The 21,915-nt window shown below is 62.4% G+C and carries 21 protein-coding genes; 10 read left to right on the top strand and 11 right to left on the bottom strand.

Features of this window, described 5'->3' with window-relative positions:
* Positions 1-4: 4 nt before the first annotated feature.
* Positions 5-718 carry a response regulator transcription factor gene (locus ACWF6P_RS15320; protein ID WP_452621541.1) on the bottom strand — a complete coding sequence of 238 codons (714 nt, stop codon included), beginning with the start codon at positions 716-718 and terminating at the stop codon, positions 5-7.
* 211 nt (positions 719-929) lie between these two features.
* Here ACWF6P_RS15320 and ACWF6P_RS15315 point away from each other — a divergent pair, with 211 nt between their 5' ends.
* On the top strand, positions 930-1,580 hold the full coding sequence (locus tag ACWF6P_RS15315) for a DUF305 domain-containing protein (protein ID WP_452621540.1): 651 nt from the start codon (positions 930-932) through the stop codon (positions 1,578-1,580).
* A gap of 112 nt (positions 1,581-1,692) precedes the next feature.
* Complete coding sequence (locus ACWF6P_RS15310; protein WP_452621539.1) at positions 1,693-3,771, top strand: heavy metal translocating P-type ATPase; 2,079 nt, start codon at positions 1,693-1,695, stop codon at positions 3,769-3,771.
* An 18-nt stretch (positions 3,772-3,789) separates the two neighbouring features.
* Here the strand turns inward: ACWF6P_RS15310 and ACWF6P_RS15305 are convergent, their stop codons facing one another.
* The 3 genes from ACWF6P_RS15305 to ACWF6P_RS15295 all read right to left on the bottom strand — a co-directional run bounded on the left by ACWF6P_RS15305 (position 3,790) and on the right by ACWF6P_RS15295 (position 6,957).
* Positions 3,790-4,560: an alpha/beta fold hydrolase gene (locus tag ACWF6P_RS15305; protein ID WP_452621630.1), complete on the bottom strand. Its 771-nt coding sequence runs from the start codon at positions 4,558-4,560 to the stop codon at positions 3,790-3,792.
* A 142-nt stretch (positions 4,561-4,702) separates the two neighbouring features.
* Complete coding sequence (locus ACWF6P_RS15300; protein ID WP_452621538.1) at positions 4,703-5,242, bottom strand: hypothetical protein; 540 nt, start codon at positions 5,240-5,242, stop codon at positions 4,703-4,705.
* A gap of 113 nt (positions 5,243-5,355) precedes the next feature.
* The gene (locus tag ACWF6P_RS15295; RefSeq protein ID WP_452621537.1) at positions 5,356-6,957 is read right to left on the bottom strand and encodes an ABC-F family ATP-binding cassette domain-containing protein; all 1,602 of its coding nucleotides are present in this window, start codon (positions 6,955-6,957) and stop codon (positions 5,356-5,358) included.
* A 281-nt stretch (positions 6,958-7,238) separates the two neighbouring features.
* On the opposite strand from ACWF6P_RS15295, the gene ACWF6P_RS15290 reads away from it, so the two are divergent.
* Both ACWF6P_RS15290 and ACWF6P_RS15285 read left to right on the top strand, forming a co-directional pair.
* Complete coding sequence (locus ACWF6P_RS15290; protein ID WP_452621536.1) at positions 7,239-7,694, top strand: VOC family protein; 456 nt, start codon at positions 7,239-7,241, stop codon at positions 7,692-7,694.
* Positions 7,691-8,326 carry a flavin reductase family protein gene (locus ACWF6P_RS15285; RefSeq protein ID WP_452621535.1) on the top strand — a complete coding sequence of 212 codons (636 nt, stop codon included), beginning with the start codon at positions 7,691-7,693 and terminating at the stop codon, positions 8,324-8,326. Before ACWF6P_RS15290 ends, ACWF6P_RS15285 begins: the two co-directional genes overlap by 4 nt.
* Here ACWF6P_RS15285 and ACWF6P_RS15280 read toward each other — a convergent pair.
* A complete protein-coding gene (locus ACWF6P_RS15280; RefSeq protein WP_452621534.1) occupies positions 8,293-8,904 on the bottom strand; it encodes a MarR family winged helix-turn-helix transcriptional regulator in 612 nt (203 codons plus the stop codon). The genes ACWF6P_RS15285 and ACWF6P_RS15280 overlap by 34 nt on opposite strands.
* A 115-nt stretch (positions 8,905-9,019) precedes the next feature.
* Between ACWF6P_RS15280 and hpaH the strand changes: the two genes are divergently transcribed.
* Complete coding sequence (gene hpaH / locus ACWF6P_RS15275; RefSeq protein ID WP_452621533.1) at positions 9,020-9,832, top strand: 2-oxo-hept-4-ene-1,7-dioate hydratase; 813 nt, start codon at positions 9,020-9,022, stop codon at positions 9,830-9,832.
* Positions 9,833-9,839: 7 nt separating this feature from the next.
* Positions 9,840-10,640 carry an HpcH/HpaI aldolase family protein gene (locus ACWF6P_RS15270; protein ID WP_452621532.1) on the top strand — a complete coding sequence of 267 codons (801 nt, stop codon included), beginning with the start codon at positions 9,840-9,842 and terminating at the stop codon, positions 10,638-10,640.
* Between the two features lie 14 nt (positions 10,641-10,654).
* Here the strand turns inward: ACWF6P_RS15270 and ACWF6P_RS15265 are convergent, their stop codons facing one another.
* Positions 10,655-11,209, bottom strand: coding sequence for a hypothetical protein (locus tag ACWF6P_RS15265; RefSeq protein ID WP_283306895.1), 555 nt, complete (start codon positions 11,207-11,209; stop codon positions 10,655-10,657).
* Between the two features lie 100 nt (positions 11,210-11,309).
* On the opposite strand from ACWF6P_RS15265, the gene ACWF6P_RS15260 reads away from it, so the two are divergent.
* The 3 genes from ACWF6P_RS15260 (at position 11,310) to ACWF6P_RS15250 (ending at position 15,682) form a co-directional block, all read left to right on the top strand.
* Positions 11,310-13,127: a penicillin-binding transpeptidase domain-containing protein gene (locus ACWF6P_RS15260; protein WP_452621531.1), complete on the top strand. Its 1,818-nt coding sequence runs from the start codon at positions 11,310-11,312 to the stop codon at positions 13,125-13,127.
* 107 nt (positions 13,128-13,234) lie between these two features.
* Complete coding sequence (locus tag ACWF6P_RS15255; protein WP_378535413.1) at positions 13,235-14,914, top strand: NTF2-like N-terminal transpeptidase domain-containing protein; 1,680 nt, start codon at positions 13,235-13,237, stop codon at positions 14,912-14,914.
* 30 nt (positions 14,915-14,944) lie between these two features.
* Positions 14,945-15,682: a sulfite exporter TauE/SafE family protein gene (locus ACWF6P_RS15250; RefSeq protein WP_378448816.1), complete on the top strand. Its 738-nt coding sequence runs from the start codon at positions 14,945-14,947 to the stop codon at positions 15,680-15,682.
* Between the two features lie 6 nt (positions 15,683-15,688).
* On the opposite strand, the gene ACWF6P_RS15245 is transcribed toward ACWF6P_RS15250, so the two are convergent.
* The 4 genes from ACWF6P_RS15245 to ACWF6P_RS15230 all read right to left on the bottom strand — a co-directional run bounded on the left by ACWF6P_RS15245 (position 15,689) and on the right by ACWF6P_RS15230 (position 19,961).
* Positions 15,689-17,161, bottom strand: coding sequence for a peptide MFS transporter (locus ACWF6P_RS15245; protein WP_378547612.1), 1,473 nt, complete (start codon positions 17,159-17,161; stop codon positions 15,689-15,691).
* 57 nt (positions 17,162-17,218) lie between these two features.
* The gene (locus ACWF6P_RS15240; protein WP_452621530.1) at positions 17,219-17,596 is read right to left on the bottom strand and encodes a DUF3054 domain-containing protein; all 378 of its coding nucleotides are present in this window, start codon (positions 17,594-17,596) and stop codon (positions 17,219-17,221) included.
* A 64-nt stretch (positions 17,597-17,660) separates the two neighbouring features.
* A complete protein-coding gene (locus ACWF6P_RS15235) occupies positions 17,661-18,209 on the bottom strand; it encodes a YceI family protein (RefSeq protein ID WP_019747097.1) in 549 nt (182 codons plus the stop codon).
* A 78-nt stretch (positions 18,210-18,287) separates the two neighbouring features.
* Positions 18,288-19,961, bottom strand: coding sequence for a 2-isopropylmalate synthase (locus tag ACWF6P_RS15230; protein ID WP_452621529.1), 1,674 nt, complete (start codon positions 19,959-19,961; stop codon positions 18,288-18,290).
* 163 nt (positions 19,962-20,124) lie between these two features.
* Between ACWF6P_RS15230 and ACWF6P_RS15225 the strand changes: the two genes are divergently transcribed.
* Positions 20,125-20,805, top strand: coding sequence for a FadR/GntR family transcriptional regulator (locus ACWF6P_RS15225; protein ID WP_007734477.1), 681 nt, complete (start codon positions 20,125-20,127; stop codon positions 20,803-20,805).
* Here ACWF6P_RS15225 and ACWF6P_RS15220 read toward each other — a convergent pair.
* On the bottom strand, positions 20,802-21,908 hold the full coding sequence (locus ACWF6P_RS15220) for a lysylphosphatidylglycerol synthase transmembrane domain-containing protein (protein ID WP_452621528.1): 1,107 nt from the start codon (positions 21,906-21,908) through the stop codon (positions 20,802-20,804). The two genes, ACWF6P_RS15225 and ACWF6P_RS15220, sit on opposite strands and share 4 nt — an antisense overlap.
* Between the last annotated feature and the right edge of the window lie 7 nt (positions 21,909-21,915).

Below are 21,915 nucleotides of genomic sequence, written 5' to 3'. Positions count from 1 at the left end.
CCGTTCATGACGACCTCAGCGAGTATCCGACGCCCCTGACGGTTCTGATGAACCGCGGATCGGTCGCGTCGTCGCCGAGTTTGAGGCGTAGTGCACGGACATGGACGTCGACGATGTGCTGGTCCCCGAACCAGGACGACCCCCACACCGAGGCGATGATGTCTGCTCGACTCCAGGCCGCGTCAGGTCGGGTAGCGAGGGCGGAGAGCAACGCGAACTCGGTGGGAGTGAGATCGACAGGGCGGTTGTCGACATGCACGGTGCGGGCGAGGACGTCGATGTCGAGACCGGGTGGCGTCGGCAGCGCTTCCGGCAGCATGCTCGACGCGCGTGGCCGTCTGAGCAGTGCTTTCACTCGCGCAACCAACTCGCGGGGGCCGAAGGGTTTGACCACGTAGTCATCTGCGCCAGCTGCCAGTCCGGTCACCTTGTCCGACTCGTCACCGCGGGCGGAGAGCATCAGGACGTACGCGTCGGAAAACGTGCGGGTCCGCCGGCAGACTTCCAGACCGTCGAAGCCCGGGAGCATCAGGTCGAGCACGATCAGTGCGGGCTCGAATTCGCGGACCGCACGTACCGCGCTCGGACCGTCGTGTGCGATCCGAACGGTGAAGCCCTCTCGGCTCAGGTAGTTGGAGACAACCTTCGCGAGCGCAGGTTCGTCGTCGACGACGAGTACGCGCCCAGGCTCCTCGCTCGGTCTTAGTTCGGCGCTCATCAGTCCGAGGTTAGTCGACTGCGCCGCCTTGTTACCGCCGCCTGATGGTTTCGTTCGACTGTGAAGATTCGATGAAGGAACATCGTATGGGCCGGTTATCGGGTCTCTCGGCGGCCTTGCGCCGGTAGTGTGGCAAATGTGCAGTAGCACCCACAGGAATCAAATCAGTTGTGGGGCAATGTATATCAATTCAATTTCTGGGAGTGAAAACATGTCTTCGACGTTCAAGCGGAGCGCCGCGCGGTTCGTTCCAGCGGTGGCAGCGGCAGCACTGTTGATTGCCGGATGTTCGGACAACTCCGGGGAGAGCGTCACCCATTCTTCCGAAACAACCAGCGTCGCAGCACAGTCGGCGATTCCGGCGGGTGTCAATGCAGCCGACATCGAGTTCCTCGAAGGGATGTACCCGCATCATGCGCAGGCATTGGACATGGCCCGGATGGTGGAAGGCCGAACCGACAATGCCGAACTTCTCTCTCTTGCAGCGCAGATAGAGGCAGCGCAAGGCCCGGAGATGGCTCAGATGACCGAACTGCTGACGAAGTGGGGACGCCCCGACCCTGCGTCGAGTTCGATGGAAGGAATGGATGATTCGGCGCATGCGGGTCATGGCGTCGGGATGGCCGACATGCCGGGCATGATGTCGGCCGATGACATGACGGCTCTCACCGACGCGAGCGGCGCGGAGTTCGACAAGATGTGGCTGACGATGATGATCGAGCACCACAAGGGCGCCATCACCATGTCCGAGACCGAAATCGACAACGGGCTCGACCCCTCGGCGGAGGCGATGGCAGAAGCGATCATCGCTGGTCAGCGGGCAGAAATCACTCAGATGGAAGCGATGTTGAAGGGCAGCTGAACAGGAGACCTTGGCCGCGTGACCTTGCTCGGGTGACTGCCTGGGCATACGTTCGAGCCTGATGGCTTGACTGGTGCTGTGCTGCAATCACACGCGAGGGGATGACCGCCACATGGATCACAGTCAGATGGACCACGGTCAGATGGACCACGGTCAGATGGACCACAGCCAGATGGAGCATGGCGCACACGGTGGTCACGGGGATCACGTCGCACAGTTCCGGAAATTGTTCGCGGTCATGCTGGTCATCGCCGTTCCGGTTGTTGCGGCAGACGCGATGTTCGCTGATCTGGTCGGGTACACCTTGCCGGAAAACTCTCTGGTGGAATGGATCTCACCGGTACTCGGCACGGTGATGTACTTCTGGGGCGGTAAGCCGTTCCTCACCGGTGGCGTGTCCGAAATCCGTTCTCGGCAACCGGGAATGATGCTGTTGATCGCGCTCGCGATCACGGTGGCCTTCTTTGCGTCCTGGGCTGCGAGTCTGCACTGGGTGGATCACACTCTCGATTTCTGGTGGGAACTCGCGCTTCTGATCGTGATCATGTTGTTGGGCCACTGGATCGAGATGCGTTCGCTCAGTCAGACCTCGAGCGCCTTGGATTCGCTTGCCGCGTTGCTGCCCGACGAGGCGGAACGGGTGGCGGGCGATTCGGTGGAAACCGTGCCCACCACAGCTCTGGTCACCGGTGACCTGGTGATAGTTCGTCCCGGCGCCCGCGTTCCCTCGGACGGAACGGTGGTCGAGGGCAGTGCTGACATGGACGAATCCATGATCACAGGCGAGTCGAAGACAGTTCGGCGCACTGTCGGTGACCAGGTGGTGGCCGGCACCGTAGCCACCGACTCGGCGCTGCGGCTGCGAGTCACCGCGGTGGGCGAAGACACCGCGCTCGCCGGTATCCGTCGCCTGGTCGAGCAGGCCCAGAATTCGTCGAGTCGTGCCCAGGTGTTGGCGGACAAGGCCGCTGCCCTGCTCTTCTGGTACGCACTCGGCGCGGCAGTGTTGACCGCGATCGCCTGGAGCATCTGGGGCACACCGGAAAGCGCGGTGACCCGTACGATCACCGTTCTGGTGATCGCCTGCCCGCACGCGCTCGGGCTGGCGATTCCGCTGGTCGTGTCGATCGCGACCGAGCGGGCGGCTCGGGCTGGGATTCTGATCACGGACCGCATGGCCCTCGAGGCGATGCGCAACGTAGACACCGTTCTCTTCGACAAGACCGGCACTCTCACCAAGGGGGAGCCGGCAGTGGTCGGTGTGCGCGGTGTCGACGGGTATTCCGATGACGAAGTTCTCGGCGCTGCCGCAGCCGTCGAATTCGACAGTGAACATCCACTCGGACGCGCCGTTGTTGCAGCAGCGCGGGAGTTGTCACTCGAATTCACTGCGGGTTCGGACTTTCAGGCGCACAACGGGATCGGGGTTGCGGCGGACGTCGACGGTGCACGCTTAGGCGTCGGCGGACCGGGAATGTTGAGATCGGTCGGTGCCACGCCGATCCCGGGGACCGAAGAGTGGCTCAGCGACGGGTCGACGGTTCTGCACGTGGTGCGTGACGAGAAGGTGATCGGTGCATTGGCATTGGCCGACGAGATCCGCCCGGAATCAGTATTGGCTGTCGACGCCCTCCACTCTCGCGGTGTGCGCGTAGCCATGGTCACCGGAGACGCGGAGGCCGTGGCACATTCGGTTGCCCGCACGCTCGGGATCGACGAGGTCTTCGCCGAGGTGCTTCCGCAGGACAAGGGGGCGCAGGTATCGGGGCTTCAGGCTGCGGGCCACCGCGTGGCGATGGTCGGCGACGGGGTCAACGATGCGCCGGCGCTCGCCCAGGCGGATGTGGGCATCGCGATCGGTGCCGGAACGGACGTGGCGATCGCGTCGGCGGGAGTTGTTCTGGCCAGCGATGATCCGCGATCGGTGAGCTCGGTCATCGAGCTGTCCCGCGCCACCTACCGGAAGATGGTCCAGAACCTTTGGTGGGCAGCGGGATACAACGCGATCTCGGTTCCCCTCGCTGCGGGAGTGCTGGCGCCCGTCGGGTTCGTGCTGCCGATGGAGGTCGGAGCAATCCTGATGTCGGTGTCCACCGTGGTAGTTGCCGCGAATGCGCAGTTGCTGCGGCGCTTGGACTTGCGGCAACCACCGGTGACTGCACTCGAGTCGAAAGTGCTCACACCTCAGTAGCAGTCGGGTGTAGCCGGACTACTGACGGCTCAGGAACGGAATGAGCGCACGCAGCACAGCTTCGGAGTCCGCGACTGCGCTCGCATGATCAGCGCCCTCGATCACGGTCAAGGCACTGTCCGGGATCATCGACGCGAGATGCTCGGTATCCGGTAGGCGCTCGCGATCTCTCGATCCGACGAACAACAAAGTCGGCGTGGTGATCCGTTGAAGCACCGCGTCGTCGACGCCCTTCTCCTTCTCCGCTCGCCGCATGTATGCCGCGAGTGCGAGTGCGTCGTTGATTCGAAACGCGGTCGCAGTCTGGGGATCCACCGGTTTTCCGCGCCGAGCGCCCCAACCGGACAGGAACCCTTCGATACCGCCGCTTTCGAGTGCCTCGATGCAACCGGGAAAGAACAATGCGTCGAACGCACCCGTCATCGGTCGGCTGCTACCGCCCCCGACGGTCAACGACCGCACCCGTTCGGAGTGCTCTACTGCCAGTGACATCACCGAACGCCCGCCGAACGAGTATCCGAGGACGTGAGCCGGTTCGAATGGAGACTCCGTATCGAGAATTTCCAGGAGGTCAGCGATCACCAGATCCATTGCATACGAATCGGAGTCGTGTGGTTTGTCACTGCGTCCGTGACCCCGCATGTCGACGAGGATCAGACGGTACCGGTCCTGGAGTGCCTTGACGTACCCGAAGCCACGCCAGATGGAGCGCGACAACGCCGTGCCGTGCACCATCAACAGGGGTGGGCCATCACCCACGATCTGATAGGCGATTCGCGCACCGTCCACCGGATTTCTCACGTCGTGCAACACCCGTCCAGTATGGGTGCCAGTTGCTACGCACGTGAACTCGAGTAGTCCTCCGGACCCATTCGACGGATGCCGTGGACTATCACGAACAGTCGGGCCATCAACTCGGCCTCCCTCAGAGCTACCGGTCACTGCCCGGCGGGGCAGTACCCACTGTTCCAAGCAGTGCATCGGTGAAGGGGTCTGCAGTGCTGACGCCTGCGGCTATGCCCCGAATCAGAGCCTCGAAATCAGCGGCGACGATGGTGACCTCCTCGAACTCCGGCTCTCCCCCACGGACAACCTGACCGCCCGGTGCGAGCGCCAAGTACTCGTACCCATTGCGTACAGACATCAGGACCGGGAGGTGAGTGGACCAGAAGGCGTTGATCGCCGCGCGCTCAGCCGGCCCGGAAGCGACCGCCAGGCTCTCGTGCCGGAACGCATTCCAGGGAAACGCCTCATCGCTGACGCCAACTCCACCGGCATAGTTCTCCGCCGAGAGAAACCACACCTGGTCGTCGGAACTGGCAAGTACGGAGAACGAACTCGCCCACACTATGAGTTGGTCACAACCGCCGACCAGTGGTTGCGGAACTGGGGCAGAGGCCGATCGAGTAGGTTCTTCGCGAACCCAACCTGCGAGCGACAGCGCAGCGGTTGCGTCGAGGTGAAGGTACATCGCCCCACGGTAGGCCAGACCGTCAAGCACCGTTGGCGCCGGTCGGAAACATTCGTTTCTCGGCCGGCGCTGATTCCCGCCCTCGGGACGGGTGCACCGCGACAGCCGTCGACCTACTCGGGATCGATGTCCTGAATACCAGTCTCGTCCATGCTGATCCACCGCGTTATTCCGATGTCTCGCAAGAACGGAAGATCGTGACTCACCACCACCATGGCCCCGCGGAAATCCGACAGTGCCTGGGTGAGGTGAGCGAGACTCGGTAGGTCCAGGTTGTTGGTCGGTTCGTCGAGAAGAAGCAGCTGGGGCGCGGGTTCGGCCAGAAGGATCGTGGCCAGCGCCGCGCGCAGCCGTTCTCCGCCCGAAAGAGCGGACGCCAACATGTCGGAATCCGTTCCCCGGAATAGAAACCGTGCCAACTGCCCGCGAATCTCCTCAGCTGTTGCGTGTGGCGCGGCCAACGCGACGTTGTCTGCCACCGACAGATCCTCGTCGAACACGTCGAGACGTTGGGGGAGCGCACGAGAGGCTACGAACGGAGTCGACGCCGCGAGTGTGTCGAGCAGCGTCGTCTTGCCGATTCCGTTGCGTCCCAGTAGCGCGATCCGCTCCGGCCCGGTGATCTGCAGCGATACTTCTTGGCCGCTCCGTAAGGTCACCTCGTCGAGCCGCGCAACCTGCTGCCCCGGATGAACCTCTGTAGCAGGAAGGTCCAGGCGGATCTCACGATCGTCTCGAAGGAGTTCCTCCGCCTCCGACAGGGCAGACTTGGCCTCGTCTACCTTCCCGATATGGTTGAGGGCCAGCTTTCCAGCTGAAACTTGGGCCTGGCGTTTTCGTGCCTGCGCGATAATCAGTGGCACCCGCTTGTTCTCGAACATCTTCTGCCCATAGCGCTTACGTCGGTCCAGTTTCGTTCGAGCGTCGATCAGCTCGCGGCTCTGCTTTGCCAGATCGGCCTTGGCGTCGCGAACGGTGGCGAGTGCGTTTTCCTGCTCAGCGGTCACGACCTCCTGGTAGTGCGAGTAGTTGCCGCCGAACACGCGTAGATCCCCCCGACGTAGTTCGATCGTGTACTCCGCGGTGTCGAGCAGTTCCCGGTCGTGGCTGACGATCAGCACGGTTCCCGGAAACTGTTGGACTGCAGCATGAACTCGTGATCGAGCGTCGCGGTCCAGGTTGTTGGTCGGCTCGTCGAGGAGTAGCACTTGCGGATTCTTCAGCAGCGTTGCGGTCAGGCCGAGTAGTACGGTCTCTCCGCCGGAGAGGGTGCCGACCGTTCGACTCAGTGCTGCCGTATCCGGAACTACCTTCTCGAGGCCGAGCCGATGCAAGGTGGAGAGAGCGCTCTCCTCGATATCCCAATTGGTGTCCACGAGCGCAAAGTCGGCTTCGGAACCGTCACCGGTTTCGATGCGGTGCAATGCGTTTCGGAGTTCGTGGATACCGAGGATGTCATCCACCCGAACGCTCGGATCGAGTGTGATGTCCTGACGGAGGTAGCCGACCTCGCCGGAGGCGGTCACGGATCCGGATTCAGGTGAGAGCTCTCCCGCGATCAATCGCAGCAGAGTCGACTTTCCCGATCCGTTGAGTCCCACGAGACCGACACGGCCACTGGGGAATACAAAATTGGTGTGGGAAAAGACTGATTCACCGTCCGGCCAGATGAAGGTGAGATCCGAGAGCGACAGAGAAGAATGCGTATGGGTCATGGGTACTCCAGAGGGTGCTTGGACTGTGCGCCCGGCTCAGCAAGTGCTGATGGGTGCGAGTGCCTTCGCGTAATGAACCTCTAGAGGAGCAACGGCCCGTTTCCTGTTCTGTCGGGAATGATTCGTCCTCCAGGTTAACGCGGCCGACCTGGCGGTGCAATGGGTTATTCGGGCCCGATTCCTTGTGATCTTGACAATAGGCAACCGCATCGGCATTGTTACGGCTACCATATAATATGGCTGCCATACTAAATATTCGCGCAAGCATCAGGGAGGAAATCATGGCCGTAGAGGTACTCGAGTTGCATCACATCGGGTTGGGGATGGGGAATGACATCGCCGACCGAACCCGCGACTACTACCGGGACGTTCTCAACCTGACCCAGGATGCGGGACGCTGGCACATTCCCGGGATTCATGGCTACTTCCTCGATATTCCGAGTGACGTGCAGATCCATCTTCTCGGTAGTGACGGGCCTTCGCCCTACAGCAAAGGGCCGGGCAAGGATCCGGTGGAAAACCACATAGCGCTCGCGGTCGCTGACATCGGCGCCGCCGAACGCGAACTGGAGCAGCTCGGTGTGGAGTACTTTGCGCTGGACAATGTCGCCTCGCCGGACCTCAAGCAGTTGTTCGTGCGTGATCCGGCCGGCAACCTCGTCGAACTCCATCAGGTCGGATTGTGCAGATGCCGTAAGAGCCTCCGTGCGCAGCCCGCGGCCGGTTCGAACGAATGATTTTCGACGTGGGGGAGATGGCGCAGAAGTCCCGCTACAACCTCCTTGCCTCCCTCGTCGTTCCGAGGCCGATAGCCTGGATCACAACGGTGGACGCCAGAGGCGTGGTCAACGCTGCACCGTTCTCGTTCTTCAATCTGATGTCGGGAACTCCGCCGCTCGTGTGCATCGGGATCGGCGCTCGCGAGGGAATTCCGAAGGATACTGCTCGAAACATCGGTGACACAGGTGAGTTCGTGATCAATCTCGTGGACCTGGAGTCGGTCGAGAGTATGAATGTCACCGCCGGAGACTATCCATCCGCGGTAGACGAAACGGCTGTCGCAGATCTCGAGGTGGTAGCTTCGCGCAGCGTCGCGCCACCCCGGTTGGCGAGAGCGCCGGTGTCGTTGGAATGCGTGGAACAACAGACTCTGTCGATCGGCTACGGGCGATCGATCGTGGTCGGCGAGATCGTGACCGCACATGTGGACGACCGACACGTGTTGGATCCGAATCGAGGGCATATCGACGGTGCTTCGCTCGATCTTGTCGGGCGAATGCACGGTGGCGGTTGGTACACAACCACTTCCGAACCGTTCAGGCTTGCCAGGGCCGATCAGCCTTCCGCTGCGTCCGGATCTTTGAAGTGAGTCCACCACTTGCCGAGGATTCGGCCGAGGTCTTTTCTGTCGCGGTCGGAGAGAGGGGCGAGGAGGTTACGGCAAGCCTCTTCGAAAGCGGGAACCGTCTGCGCGACAGTGTCTTTCCCCGTCTCGGTGATCTGAATGGGAGTGGACCGGCGGTCAGTTCCGGTCCTCATGCGCTCGACGAACTCGCGCTTCTCGAGCCAGTCGAGTACGCCGGTCGCGCTGGCCCGGGAGATCCCGAAGTAATCCGAGATGCCGCTAGGCGTCTGCCGCATGTACGGCTCGTCTGTGTCACTGATTGCCTGGCTGTCTGTGTCGCCGATCGCCTGGGCAGCAAAGATGAGCAAAACGTCGAGCTTTCGTTCGGAGATTTCGAAAGGTTCGAGGCTCCGGTTCACCGAACCGATGATGTCGTCGGCCAGCCACAGCGCGAGCAGCCCCAGTCGAGCAGCGGCAGGGTCGTCGGCAGTTCCGAACTGGTCGAACATTGCCAGAACGGGTTCCATAGCTTCGTCAGCGGTCCGTTTGCTGCGCTCGGCATTTGTTCCTGCCGTGCCGCGCCGATCGGCCTTTTTCCCCATCGCTTCCACGATTCGAGCTTACAAGTCTCCCGGCCGCCGGTGGCAATGCAGCGCAAGCGTCTCGCACGCAGATCACTCCCTCATCTCACCCAGAAATCTCGACAGCAGGAGTGTCATGCTGACTGATCTTCAAATACGGACCGCCGCCGAAGAACTCGACCAAGCAGAGTTGTCCGGTGTGCAGGTCGGTCACTTTTCGCTCGGATATCCGAACATGGGCCTCGACGATGCCTATGCCATCCAGACCGAGTGGGTCGCGAGGAAGCTTGCCCGAGGGAGGTCGATCATCGGGCACAAGATCGGGCTCACTTCGAAGGTGATGCAGCGGGCGTCGAACATCACCGAACCGGACCACGGTGTGCTGCTCGACGACATGCTCTTCGCCGACGGTTCCGAAATACCGCACGGGCGCTTCATTGTTCCGCGGGTTGAGGTGGAGTTGGCGTTTGTCCTCGACCGGGACCTCAGTGGTCCCGGCGCGACTCTGTACGACGTACTCGACGCGACGCGGTATGTCGTTCCGGCCATGGAGATCATCGATGCGCGGATCGTGCAGGTCGACCCGGGGTCAGGTCGAACACGAACGGTCTTCGACACCATCTCGGACAATGCAGCGAACGCCGGAATCATTCTCGGTGGGCGTCCGGTAACACCGAACGAGACCGATCTGCGTTGGGTGTCAGCGCTCTGCTATCGAAACGCAGTCGTCGAGGAAAGCGGAGTAGCTGCCGCGGTCCTGAATCATCCGGCCATCGGTGTTGCCTGGCTCGCGAACAAACTCGGACGTCTCGGTGTCGGACTGAAAGCCGGCCACGTGATTCTCGCCGGCTCGTTCACTCGTCCGATCCAGGCGCAGCCAGGGGACACCTTTCATATTGACTACGGCTCACTCGGCACTGTCTCGTGTCGGTTCGCTGAGACCGGATAGGGGAACGATGTCATCCAAGCCGTTCAAGATCGCGCTTCGGTCCGATGCTGCTCCGGCCCTTGGCTTGTGGCTCGGGCTCGGGGAAGCGGTCACCGCCGAGATATGCGCCGGGGCAGGGTTTGACTGGGTGCTGATCGACTCGGAGCACGGTCCGAACGATCTCCGGTCGGTGGCGGATCAATTGCGAGCTGTTGCAGCTGATCCGGTGGAACCGATCGTGCGCCCGCCCAGTACCGACGCGGTCGCTGTCAAGCGACTCCTGGACATCGGCGCGAGAACACTGCTGCTTCCGATGGTCGAATCCGGTTCAGCGGCGAGGGATGCCGTTGCCGCAACACGATATCCGCCGTTCGGGAACCGCGGCGTCGGTAGCGCCCTCGCTCGTGCCTCGCGATGGAACAGAGATGTCGATTACCTCGAAAACTCTGCGGACGGAATCACTCTCATCGCGCAGATCGAAACCCCCGACGCGGTGGCGAACATCGGCGACATTGCAGGCACGGCCGGTATCGACGCTGTCTTCGTGGGACTGTCGGACCTCGCTGCGACGTCGGGTCATCTCGGACAACCGATGCATCCGCAGGTGCAGGAGGCATTCCGATTCGTGGTGGACGAGTGCACACGAATCGGCGTCCCGGTCGGAACTTTGGCGGGTTCTGACGCCGTGGCCGACCTTGCGATGGGTCTCGGTTGTCGATTTGTGGCCATCGGGACCGATGTCTCGCTGCTGGTCCGAGGCTGCGAAACCTTGTTGGAAAGATACCGCGCCCCGAAATCTACTCGTGGAGATGAAGTCTCGGTCTACTGAAGATCGCACGGTCCTCAGATTTTCGGACCCTCGGATCGGAGATCGTCGACCTTCGACATCGCTTCGCGGAGTTCAGTGAGCCACTGTTCGCTGTGCTTGCCCGCCAACCGGACTGTCCACATGAGAGCGTCCGCTCGCGAGCGAGCAACTCCCGCGTCCACCAGAGTGTCGAGAACCTTGCGTTCGGGCTGACGTAGCCGTGTCATCACCGGGACCGCGAGATGTGTGAACAGGACAGTCTTTTCGTCCAGGCGCACGCCCCAGGCGACCTTACGTCCGTAGCGAGCCTCGGCCTCGTCGGCGATACGCATCCGGTCGGCGCGCGTGGTTTCGCGAAAGCGCGAGATCCTTCCGTCCGTGGCTGCCTCGCCGCCGTCGACTGCCGGGAGTTCACCGATCACGACGATTTCTTCGCGGTCGACCTGGACGTCGGCGGTGCCGGTGAACCAATCGTCGGGAAGTCGACCTGCAAACCAGTCGGACGCATCGCTCGCGTCGGGAACCGACGCCTGTTGCCAACCTCCGGGACGGCCGAACCTGCGGTCGCCGGAGCCTTGTGAGTTCTTCATGGCGTTCTCCTCGGAAAGCTGGTGGAGCCTGATGTGCTCTTGTTGATTGCACTGATTACATGATTACACCGATAGTCGAACTGGCGCCACAAATTCGGGCATGATCGAAGTCGTGCGCCTTTCACACGCTCGTCAGAGCTTTCGAACTTTCCGTCGTCCCGTGGCTGCCGTAGCTCTGGGGGTGTTGGCAGCAGGATCCGTCGTTGCCTGCAGTTCTGGCCCTGATCAGCCGAAATCTGTGGCAGAGGAGTTCGCGTCCGCGCTCACCGCGGATGACGTGCAAGCGGCGGCAGCCCTCACCACTGACCCGGCGGCGGCGTCGACCGCGATTTCGGCTCTGATCGACGGACTGGGCAAGGACGAGGGAACGTTCACCGTCTCCGACGCCGTCGAGTCCGGAGATTCCGCGGGAACATTCACACTCGACGCGGCGTGGAAGTTCGGCGAAGGTCAGGACTGGAACTACTCGACGCAGGGAAACGCGTCTAAAAGCGGTGACAACTGGCTGATCCAGTGGGACCCGGCGCTGCTCGCTCCGGACCTGACCTCCTCGACGACCCTGCGCTACACGCCCACGACCGGTGCTCCGCCGTCGGTGCTGGATGCTGCGGGCCAGCCGATCATGGAGCAGCAGGTGGTGACGCTGGTCAATCTCGATTCCGCCGCGGTGACCCCGGTGGACACGGCAGCCGTGGCGGCCCTTCTCGCGCCCATCGCACCGACGATCACGGCGGCATCGCTGAGCGGCGATCTTGCGTCGGCAAGTGGGAAGCCGGTCACCGCAATCACTCTGCGGGCCGAGGATCTTGCACCGATCGAGGAGCGGTTGGCGGCGATTCCCGGAGTGAGCTTGGCACCGCAGGCGCGGTTGCTTTCGGTGGACAAAACTCTGGCGTCGCCGACGTTCAGTGGGTTGTCCGATCTGTGGCAGGAGGGGCAGGACAAGTCCGCAGGCTGGGCGGTACAGCAGGTGAAGCAGAACGGAACCGTCACCACCGTCGCTGGCCAAGACGGGCCGGTTGCTCCGAACATCGCGACAACCATCGACCGCCCGCTGCAACTTGCTGCCGAGAACGCGCTGGCAGGCGTGACGCAACAGGCGGCGATCGTTGCGCTGCAGCCGTCGACCGGAGCGGTGTTGGCGGTGGCCCAGAACGCCCCCGCCGACGCGCAGGGCCCGATCGCGTTGACCGGCCTGTACCCGCCGGGGTCGACGTTCAAGACAGTGACGACGTCCGCGGCCCTGCAAGCCGGTGTCGCTACACCGGACACTGTTCTGCCGTGCCCGGGTACCGAGAACATCGAAGGGCGTCAGATCCCCAACGACGACGAGTTCGACCTCGGATCGGTTCCGCTGCACACCGCGTTCGCGAAGTCGTGCAACACCACAATGGCGAGGATGGCCGTCGGTCTGCCCGCCGATGCTTTGCACAAAGCGGCGCTTCAGTTCGGGCTCGGCGTCGACTACATGACCCCTGGGCTCACGACAGTGACGGGCAACGTCCCCGACGCGAACACCCCCGCCGAACGCGTCGAGTCCGCGATCGGACAGGGCACGGTGACCGCCACGCCATTCGGGATGGCTCTCGTGGCGGCCTCGATCGCCAACGGAACCACGCCGTCGCCGATGTTGGTCAAGGGACAGGCCGGCGTGGCGGATCAGACGGTCGCACCTGCTCCCGCGGAGGTGACCGAACAGTTGCGGGTGATGATGCGCGAGACCGTCACGGGCGGTACTGCGACGTCGTTGCAGGACATTTCGGGGCTTCTCGGCAAGACCGGCACGGCCGAAACCGAGGGTGGCCTGGCACATGGGTGGTTTGTCGGAATCAAGGGAGACCTCGCATTTGCGGTATTCATCGCGGGCGCGGACAGCTCTTCGCCTGCAGTGCAGGTAGCGGGCACTTTTCTGCGCTGAAACCTGTTTTCCGTTGCAGTTGGATCACACCGTCGTAGCTCAACCGTGACACGTTCGTAGGCATCCCGTGCTTGTTACTCGTGTGACAGAAGTAAAGAGTTACATGCATGGGGCCCGGAGGACAGCACAACCGTCGTGGAAAATATGTCGTTGCGTCGATAACTGCTGTCGTTCTGACAGTGGCGCTCGCGTCGTGTGTCATCGGTGGGGAGAAGAAATCCGACGCCGCCTCGGTGGTGGAGGACTTCGTCACCGCCCTCAACAACCACGACGCCGAAGCTGCCGCGGCGCTCACGTCGTACCCCAACGCGGCACGGCCGTCGATCCAGCAGATGTTCGACGGACTGGCCGCCAAGTCCACCGACTTCGACGTCGCTCAGGTCATGGATCTGGGTAGCGACTCCGGACTCTTCACACTCGACGCGTCCTGGAACTTCGGGGAAGGCAAGGACTGGAGCTACCAGTCGCAGGGTGAGGTTCGCGATCTGTCCGTCGGCTGGCGTGTGTCCTGGGACCCGTCGGTCCTCGTCCCCGACCTCGGCAACGGTCGCACCGTCTCGTACACCCGTACGGACGCAGCGCCGCCGAAGGTCGTCGACAGCACCGGCACCCTGCTCATGAACGAGCAGACCATCAACGCGATCACTCTCGACCCGGCCACCATGCCGGACCCCGTCGACACCACCCGTCGCCTCGCCACGGTCCTCGAACCTGTCGCGCCGTTGGTCACCTCGGAGTCGATGCTGGCCGACCTCGCCGCCAACCCCGGCAAGCCCGTCACCGCCGTACTGCTCCGCGATCCCGACTACGCCTACCTGGAAAGCGATTTTGCGATCCCCGGCGTCGTTGTGGTCAAGACACCCAAGCTGATCGCCTCCGACCGTCGCATCAACTCGCCGTTGCTCGATCCGCTGCGAACCGTGTGGCAGGCCAATCGTGACGCCACCGCCGGCTGGGCGGTCAACCTGGTCGAGTCCAACGGGTTCCCGATCAAGCAAGCCGGCTTCCAGGGACCTCCCGGTCCCGACGTTGCCGCGACTCTCGACTCACACGCTCAACTTGCCGCGATCGAAGCCGTCGTCAGTGCGGGTACTCCTGCGGCCATCGTCGCGATCCGCCCGTCGGACGGCGCCATTCTGGCTGCAGCACAGAACAATCAGGCCATCGAACAGGGGCCCATCGCTTTCACCGGGTTGCGCCCGGCCGGCGGCGCCCTCGATCTGGTCCGTCTCGCATCGTCGATGCAGAACGGCGTCGACCCCGGAGCAGTGTCAGCCGAGCAGTTGGCCGACACGGGGCAGCAACTCGGACTGGGCAACGGCTTCCATATTCAGGGACTCGAACAGCAGACTGCAGTGCTTGCCGCGAACCGCCCCGGCGTGGACCAGGCGATGAACAACGTCATGGCAAACAAGACGTCCAACGACTCGGGTGCGCCGACGGTGACTCCATTCGGGATGGCGATGCTGGCGGCGTCGATCGCCCGCGGTAGTGCCCCGCTTCCGATGATGGTCTTCGGACAACCGGCTACCGCCGACGTCGCTCCGACGGCATTGCCCGGCGATGTGAACAATCGTCTGCGCGACGCCATGCGAGGGGCCGGCGGACTGGCCGGGTACCCGGACATGATGGCGGCCGGTGCAGCGAGCGGCGACGATCGCTGGTTCTACGGATCGCGCGGAGACTTCGCGTTCGCGGTGTTCGTCGCAGACGCCGACGGCGGCGATCGAGCAATGCAGATGACGGACAAGCTCTTCCAGGAACTCGGCAAGCCTGCCGACAAGTAGTACCGGGCACCGCGAGTAGATTCCTGGTTCGTGAACCTGCTCGATTTCCTTTTCCTCGTCGTAGCGGGATTCTTCAGCGGTCTTGTCGGTTTTGTCACTGGTCTTGCATCGATCGTTTCGTATCCGGCTTTGCTGAGCGTCGGGCTCTCACCGGTCAGCGCGAACATGACCAATACTGTTGCGTTGGTGGCCGTCGGCGTCGGAGCATTGGCGAACTCGTCACGCGAAGTTGCAGATACTGGTCCGAAACTTGTTCGCTGGGCTCTCTATTCAGCGGCCGGCGGCATTGTCGGTGCCCTGATTCTGTGGCTGGCACCGGAAGGTTCTTTCGAATCCGTTGTGCCCGCGATGGTTGTGTTCGCCTCGCTCGCGTTGCTACTGCAACCGAAGATTCGTGAGCTGGCCGGCGGCGGTGACCGTCCCGGAATCTACTCGGCAGCACTGTTTGCCGTTGCGGTTTACGGTGGCTATTTCGGCGCCGGCGCCGGTGTCATCTTCCTGGCCGCGACGCTCATCCTGACCTCCGAAACGGTCTGGCGTGCAACGATCCTGAAGAGCTTCTTTCTCGGCATCGCCAATCTTGTGGCCGCGCTCATCTTCGCCTTCTCCGGACAGGTGCACTGGGTGGCCGCGTTGGCGATGGCGCTCGGCGCGCTGGCCGGAGGATGGTGCGGGCCACCCGTCGTCAAGAAAATCCCGCCATCGGTACTGCGTGTGGCAGTAGCGATAGCGGGATTCGTGCTGGCTGTGTGGTTGTGGGTGAAGTGAGACTGTCTAATTCACGCCCTGCATCAGCTTCTTGATCCACGGCGAGGCGAGAGCAAGAATCACTCCGATTCCGATCGACGAGAAACCGATGATCAGGAAGAACGGGCGACTGTCGTCGATGTCGAAGTAGCCGGCCAAGGTCCCTGCCATCGAAGAACCCAAAGCAACGGACAGGAAGAACAACGCCACCATCTGGGTGTGGAAATGCTCGGGCGCGAGTTTGGTTGCAAGGGAAAGGCCGACGGGGGAGAGGAAGAGCTCTGCGAAGGTGAAGAGCAGAAGCACTCCGGCAAGACCGAGCAGCGGTGCGCTGTTCGGTCCGCCGCCGGTGATCGGGATGAACGCCAGGAACGCCAGACCCATCGTGCCGGTACCGAGTGCGAATTTGATCGGCGACGACGGCTGACGGTCACCGAGTTTGGTCCACATGGCCGCAAACACACCGGCAAAGATGATGATGAACACCGGGTTGATCGACTGCACCCACGTCGGCGGGAAGTCCCAACCGAAGAGATTGCGGTCCAGGAGTTTGTCGGAAATCACCGGCACGGTGGTGAACTGCTGCTGAAACAGCGACCAGAAGGCCGCACTCGCGATGAACATCGGGATGAATGCAAAGACTCGACTGCGTTCGACCTTGGTCACCTTCTTGCTGGTGAGCATGAGGAGGAAGTAGCCGACCGACGCGATGATGGTGAGTCCGACAACGACGTCGGACATGTTGTCCGCCGTGATCAAACCGGTGATGGAGGCGATCGCGACCACGACGATCGCAGCAATGCCTATACCGATGTAGAGAGCGCGCTTGTCCGCGGGCAACGGGTTGCCGGGCTCGGCTCCGATTCCGTGAAGATGCTTGCGGCCCAGCGTGTACTGGATCAAACCGAGCGCCATGCCGACGGCGGCGAGAGCAAAACCGGCATGGAATCCCCAGGCGTCCTGGACGGCACCGGTGAGCAGCGGCCCGACAAGCCCGCCGATGTTGATGCCCATGTAGAAGATGGAGAATCCGGCGTCGCGGCGGACATCCTTTTCGGAATAGAGATCTCCGACCAGTGAGGTCGCATTGGCCTTGAGACCACCACTGCCGAAGGCAACCATGACCAGGCCGACACCCACACCCCACATGCCGGGGAGAACCGACAGTGCGATGTGGCCGGCCATCACCAGCGAAGCGCTGTAGAAGAGGGTGCGCTCGGAGCCGAGAAGTCGGTCGGCCACCCACGCGCCGAGAATCGTCGACAGGTAGACGGTGCCGCCGTACGCGCCGACGATGCTGGTCGCTGCCGCCTGGCTGATGCCGAGGCCGCCGTCACTGACGCTGTAATACAGGTAGTAGATGAGGATGCCTTGCATCCCGTAGAAGGAGAATCTCTCCCACATCTCGACGCCGAACAGGTTCGCCAGCGCAAACGGCTGTCCGAAGAACCCCCGGTCTTCCTTTTCGCTACGTTCGACGGGCTCCGTAGTGTTGCTCATCCGAAAAGTGTCCTACGTCCTCGGGCATTTCGGGTGGTTCCGAGCCGTGGAATTTGGTTACGACTTGGTGCGAATCCTCGCTACCAGCGGCGCGAGTGCACGCCAGCCGAGCAGGAACGCGCCGAGGACCAGCGTCGCGACGACGATGAAGCTGAACTGCGTGCCTTGACCGCTCAGCACTCGCAGGACCATGCCGATGACGACGGCGCCGAGCCATACGGCAATGCCGGTGGGGAGCAGGAGAACGGGGTTGAACTTGTCGCGGTACAGCGCGAACGTGGCGGCCCATCCGATTGCCAGGCCGGTCAGGAACGGCCATGACGTCTTCGCGAGACCGGCGAGCGCATTGGCTTCTTCGTGGGTACGGCGCCCTATCGCGCAGAAGATTATGACAAGAATGGCGTCGATCAGCAGGAATGGTGCGTACTTCTTCACGCTCACACCATACGACTGTGCGCCTTTATTAACCGCGGGCGGTTAATAAAGGCGCACAGTGAGGTTAGGCCTGGAGGCCGGCTTCGATCTCGAGGGTGATCGTGATCTTGTCGCCGACAACTGCTCCGCCGCCTTCGAGGGGCATCTCGATGGAGATGTCGAAGTCCTTGCGGTTGATGACGGTGGTGGCTTCGAAACCGGCGACTGGGCCCTGGCCCATGCCCGGGTTGACGCCGTTGAACTCGAGGTTCAGCTCGACCTCGCGGGTGACGCCGTGGAGCGTGAAGTCGCCGGCGAGGACGAAGTCGCTGCCCTTGGAGCGCACTGCGGTGGACTTGAAGGTTGCCTTCGGGAACTTCTCGACGTCGAAGAAGTCAGCGGACTTGATGTGGCCGTCGCGCTGCTCGTTCTTGGTGTTGATGGAGTCCACGGAGATCTCGGCCTCGACGGCGGGGGTTCCGTCTTCGGCAACGGTGATCGTTCCGGAGAACTCGTCGAATGTTCCACGAACCTTGGAAACCATGAGGTGGCGAACCGAGAATCCGACGGTGGAGTGGACGGTGTCGATGACCCAGGTTCCGGCGGTCAATGTGGGCAAGGTTGCGGTGGTCATGGAAGCTCCTGAATAAGTAGTTGAATGTTCAAGTTCTTGTAGCTTCAACTATGGACCCCCGGAAATCCTTCCGCAAGATCATGTGAGCTGCATCACAGTTCGTGTGCTAGCGGCAAAGACCGCGTGAAGTGCCGACGCCGTCACGGACTGATGCACCGCAATGCCCCAGCGCCCTTCGCCGTTCACCACGCACTCTGCAATGGTGACTGCCGAATTCGCACTCCCGGAAGATTTCGGGTTGCGGGGCAGTGAATGTTGGGTGAGCGAGACGACCTCGACCGCCGAACCCTGTTCGGTCAGGATTTTGCTCAATGCCTCGACCGGCCCGGACGCGGCGGTGTGTTCCAGCGAGTATCGACGCACTCCTCCGTTGTACCCGTACTCGTGCAGCAGCAGGGTCCACAGCTGATCGGCAGTCATTTCGGTGCCCGAGTCGTCGGTCTCGAGTTGCACCCGCGAAGCGAAGTCGATCTGCAGACGCCGGGGGAGTTCGACTCCGTACTCGGTCTGCACCAGATAAGCGATTCCGCCTTTGCCCGACTGGCTGTTCACACGAATCACCGCCTGGTAGTCGCGGCCGACGTCGGCGGGGTCGATCGGCAGGTAGGGGACTGCCCACGGCGCCGATCCCGGATCGACGCCGGCAGTCTCCGCGCTCTCGTAGTGATGGGCGAAACCCTTCTTGATCGCATCCTGGTGGGTTCCGGAAAACGCCGTGTACACGAGATCGCCGCCGTACGGGTGACGCTCGTGGACGGGAATTCTGTTGCAGTACTCCACTGTTCGACGGATTTTGTCGATGTCGGAGAAGTCGATCTCCGGGTCGACGCCCTGTGTGTGCAGATTCAGCCCCAGCGTGACCAGGTCGACGTTGCCCGTGCGCTCGCCGTTTCCGAACAGACATCCCTCGACGCGTTGGGCGCCGGCCAGCACCGCCAGTTCAGCGCATGCAACCCCGGTGCCGCGGTCGTTGTGCGGGTGGACCGAGAGGATCACCGAATCGCGTCGGGCCAGGTTCTGGTGCATGTATTCGATCTGATCGGCATAGATGTTGGGGGTGGCGATTTCGACTGTGGCAGGCAGGTTGTGAATGACCGGGCGATCGGGACTCGCGTCCCAGAGTTCGGTGAGACTGTTGCATACCTGCAGGATGTAGTCGGGTTCGGTGAGGTTGAAGACCTCGGGGGAGAACTCGAATCGCCATCCGTCGTGGCCTTCGCCGCCGCGAGCCACATCTTGTGCGGCGCGGAAAATCATGTCGTGCAGCTCTTCTCGCTCCTTGCCGAGAACCACGTTTCGCCACGTCGGCGCCGTCGCCGTGTACATGTGGACGACTGCGTTCGGCAGTCCCTCTATCGATTGGTACGTCCGCTCGATCAAATCCGTACGCGCGGCGGTGAATACGACGATGGTGACGTCGTCGGGAACGAGGCCGAAGCGCACCAGGTCTCGAACGAAATCGAAATCGGTCTGGCTCGCGGAGGGGTAGCCGACCTCGATTTCCTTGTAGCCGATCGCCACCATCAGTTCGAACATTCGGCGCTTGCGCTCTGGGTCCATCGGTTCTGCGAGGGCTTGGTTGCCGTCGCGCAGATCGACGGGCACCCAGAGGGGTGCCACGGTGGTGCGATTGGACGGCCAGGTTCGCTCGAAAGTCGGAATGTCGACGCGATCCCACGCTGCGCGATAGCGCTCGGACGGCATGGGTGAGCGCTTCTGGTTGTTCCAGCGGTTGGCGCGGGTTGTGCTCATCTTCGGTTTCTCCTGCGGTCGAGTCGAAAGACCGGCATGGCGAAACCCCGCGGAGGGGTGCCGGTCTTTCAGGCCCCGCCGCGGCAGTCGAGAAGGAGTGCTCCTGTAGCCATGCGGGCTACACTAGAACGAAATCACTTATCAGACAACCTGAGGAGTTCACGTGTCACCGATCGTCGAGCGTCGGCTGCTCACCGACCAGGCCGCGGAGTTGCTGCGAGCGCGGATCGTGAGCGGTGAATGGGAAGTCGGCGCCAAACTTCCAGGTGAAACCACTCTTGCGGCGCAGTTGGGTATCGGTCGGTCCACCATCAGGGAAGCGGTGCGGACCCTCGCTGGCCTCGGCATGCTCGAATCGCGACAGGGAGCCGGCGTCTTTCTACGGAGTACGACGCCACCGGATCAGTGGCCCCGAGTGCTCGAGGCCGAGGCGATTCTTCACGTCGTCGAGGTGCGCAACGCAGTCGAGATCGAAGCGGCTCGCCTCGCAGCGCAGCGGCGCGATGCCGTTGACGTCGCGGCTCTGAGGCAAGCGTTGGACGGTAGAACTGCTGCTGCCCATTCCGGGGACGCAGCCTTCGTCGACGCCGACATCGCGGTCCACCGGGCGGTGGTGGATGCGGCACACAACCCCGTGCTGTCGGAACTCTTCGAGACCTTTGTGCCGCGTCTGCGGGCCGCGTTGATCGAGTTGATCGCGGTTCTGGACCTGCATCCACACAGCCAGCCCGACGCAGACGAACACCGAATGTTGGTGGATGCCATCGAAGCCGGCGACGCGGAGGCAGCGGTACGGATCAGCCGGGCACATCTCGATGACATGGCGGCAGCGTTGCGACGCTAGACGCCGGGTTGTTCTCGACGCTCGAATTCGAGGTCCATTTCGAGATCTTCGTGGTGAGTGGCGCGGAACGTGATCAAGAAGACGATCCAACCGACGACGGCGACCATAACGAGGCTGACCATCCGATACACCAACACCGACGCGAATACCTGAGCTCCGCTGACCCCGGCGATCGTCAGCGCTGCGATCAGAGCCGTATCCACGTAGCCCAGCCCACCGGGAAAAAACGGAATACTGCCGACTGCTTTGGCGGCGGTAAAGGCAATCAGGAGCCCAGCGAAGGAGGGTTCCGCGCCTACCGCCCAGCATGCGAAACCCAAACAAGCTACATCTGCGACGCGATGGATGGCAGACCACCCGAATGCTATGACCGAGTCGGTGCGGCTGAGCTCGACCGAATCCAGTTGCTTGAGGATTTCGGACCAACGGTGCATACCGCGCCCGGTCGGGTTCTTGCGAGAACGGTTGTACAGGGCCAGAACTCGGTGCCCGATGCGCTCGATGCTGCCCGGATTCTGGGCAATGTAGCGGAGGGCGAGAAACAGTGCGGTCATGCCCACGATCGAAATTGTCAGCGTCACCGGGCTGACCTTGGTACCGAACGCCGCTGCGCCGGTAGCGCCGAGTAAGGCCAGCGTCGCGGCAGCGATGACACCACACATCGCCAACTGCCAGGATGCGACAACCGGTGTAGCGCCCCACTTTCGAGTCTGCTTGTACGTGAACGCAGTGGAGAAGACTTGGCCGGCAGGCAACGTCAGCGCCATCGCTGTACTGGCATAAATGACCGAGAGGTTCTTGACGTGACCGGCAATCACACCGGCGGCATTGAGAAGACGTTGTTGAACGGACGCGTATCCACTGAGCGACACTGCCTGAGCCGCCACACAGGCAGCCACCCAACCCCAGTGAATCTCGGTGAGCGCTTGCCAGTATTCGTTGAGTCGGGGCCACAGGAAGGCGCCTTCGACTATCAGGAGAGCGATCAGCGCCACCCCGAGCAACCACTTCAGCCACCAGAAGCGCCCTCTGGCCCGACTGGTCTCGGCCACGGGCGAGCGTGGTCGTCTCAGTCGCCGTGGGGTGTTTCCAGGCTGAGCCATCGACTCA

It is taken from the genome of Rhodococcus sp. NPDC055024, from assembly GCF_053608585.1.
The sequence above is the reverse complement of the archived record's forward strand: the minus strand, read 5'-3'. Positions and strand labels throughout refer to the sequence as shown.

Coding starts and splice junctions, on each gene's coding strand:
- ACWF6P_RS15320 (WP_452621541.1), bottom strand. CDS start 718: ATGAGCGCCGAACTAAGACCGAGCGAGGAGCCTGGGCGCGTACTCGTC.
- ACWF6P_RS15315 (WP_452621540.1), top strand. CDS start 930: ATGTCTTCGACGTTCAAGCGGAGCGCCGCGCGGTTCGTTCCAGCGGTG.
- ACWF6P_RS15310 (WP_452621539.1), top strand. CDS start 1,693: ATGGATCACAGTCAGATGGACCACGGTCAGATGGACCACGGTCAGATG.
- ACWF6P_RS15300 (WP_452621538.1), bottom strand. CDS start 5,242: ATGTACCTTCACCTCGACGCAACCGCTGCGCTGTCGCTCGCAGGTTGG.
- ACWF6P_RS15295 (WP_452621537.1), bottom strand. CDS start 6,957: ATGACCCATACGCATTCTTCTCTGTCGCTCTCGGATCTCACCTTCATC.
- ACWF6P_RS15290 (WP_452621536.1), top strand. CDS start 7,239: ATGGCCGTAGAGGTACTCGAGTTGCATCACATCGGGTTGGGGATGGGG.
- ACWF6P_RS15285 (WP_452621535.1), top strand. CDS start 7,691: ATGATTTTCGACGTGGGGGAGATGGCGCAGAAGTCCCGCTACAACCTC.
- ACWF6P_RS15280 (WP_452621534.1), bottom strand. CDS start 8,904: ATGGGGAAAAAGGCCGATCGGCGCGGCACGGCAGGAACAAATGCCGAG.
- hpaH (WP_452621533.1), top strand. CDS start 9,020: ATGCTGACTGATCTTCAAATACGGACCGCCGCCGAAGAACTCGACCAA.
- ACWF6P_RS15270 (WP_452621532.1), top strand. CDS start 9,840: ATGTCATCCAAGCCGTTCAAGATCGCGCTTCGGTCCGATGCTGCTCCG.
- ACWF6P_RS15265 (WP_283306895.1), bottom strand. CDS start 11,209: ATGAAGAACTCACAAGGCTCCGGCGACCGCAGGTTCGGCCGTCCCGGA.
- ACWF6P_RS15260 (WP_452621531.1), top strand. CDS start 11,310: ATGATCGAAGTCGTGCGCCTTTCACACGCTCGTCAGAGCTTTCGAACT.
- ACWF6P_RS15255 (WP_378535413.1), top strand. CDS start 13,235: ATGGGGCCCGGAGGACAGCACAACCGTCGTGGAAAATATGTCGTTGCG.
- ACWF6P_RS15245 (WP_378547612.1), bottom strand. CDS start 17,161: ATGAGCAACACTACGGAGCCCGTCGAACGTAGCGAAAAGGAAGACCGG.
- ACWF6P_RS15235 (WP_019747097.1), bottom strand. CDS start 18,209: ATGACCACCGCAACCTTGCCCACATTGACCGCCGGAACCTGGGTCATC.
- ACWF6P_RS15230 (WP_452621529.1), bottom strand. CDS start 19,961: ATGAGCACAACCCGCGCCAACCGCTGGAACAACCAGAAGCGCTCACCC.
- ACWF6P_RS15220 (WP_452621528.1), bottom strand. CDS start 21,908: ATGGCTCAGCCTGGAAACACCCCACGGCGACTGAGACGACCACGCTCG.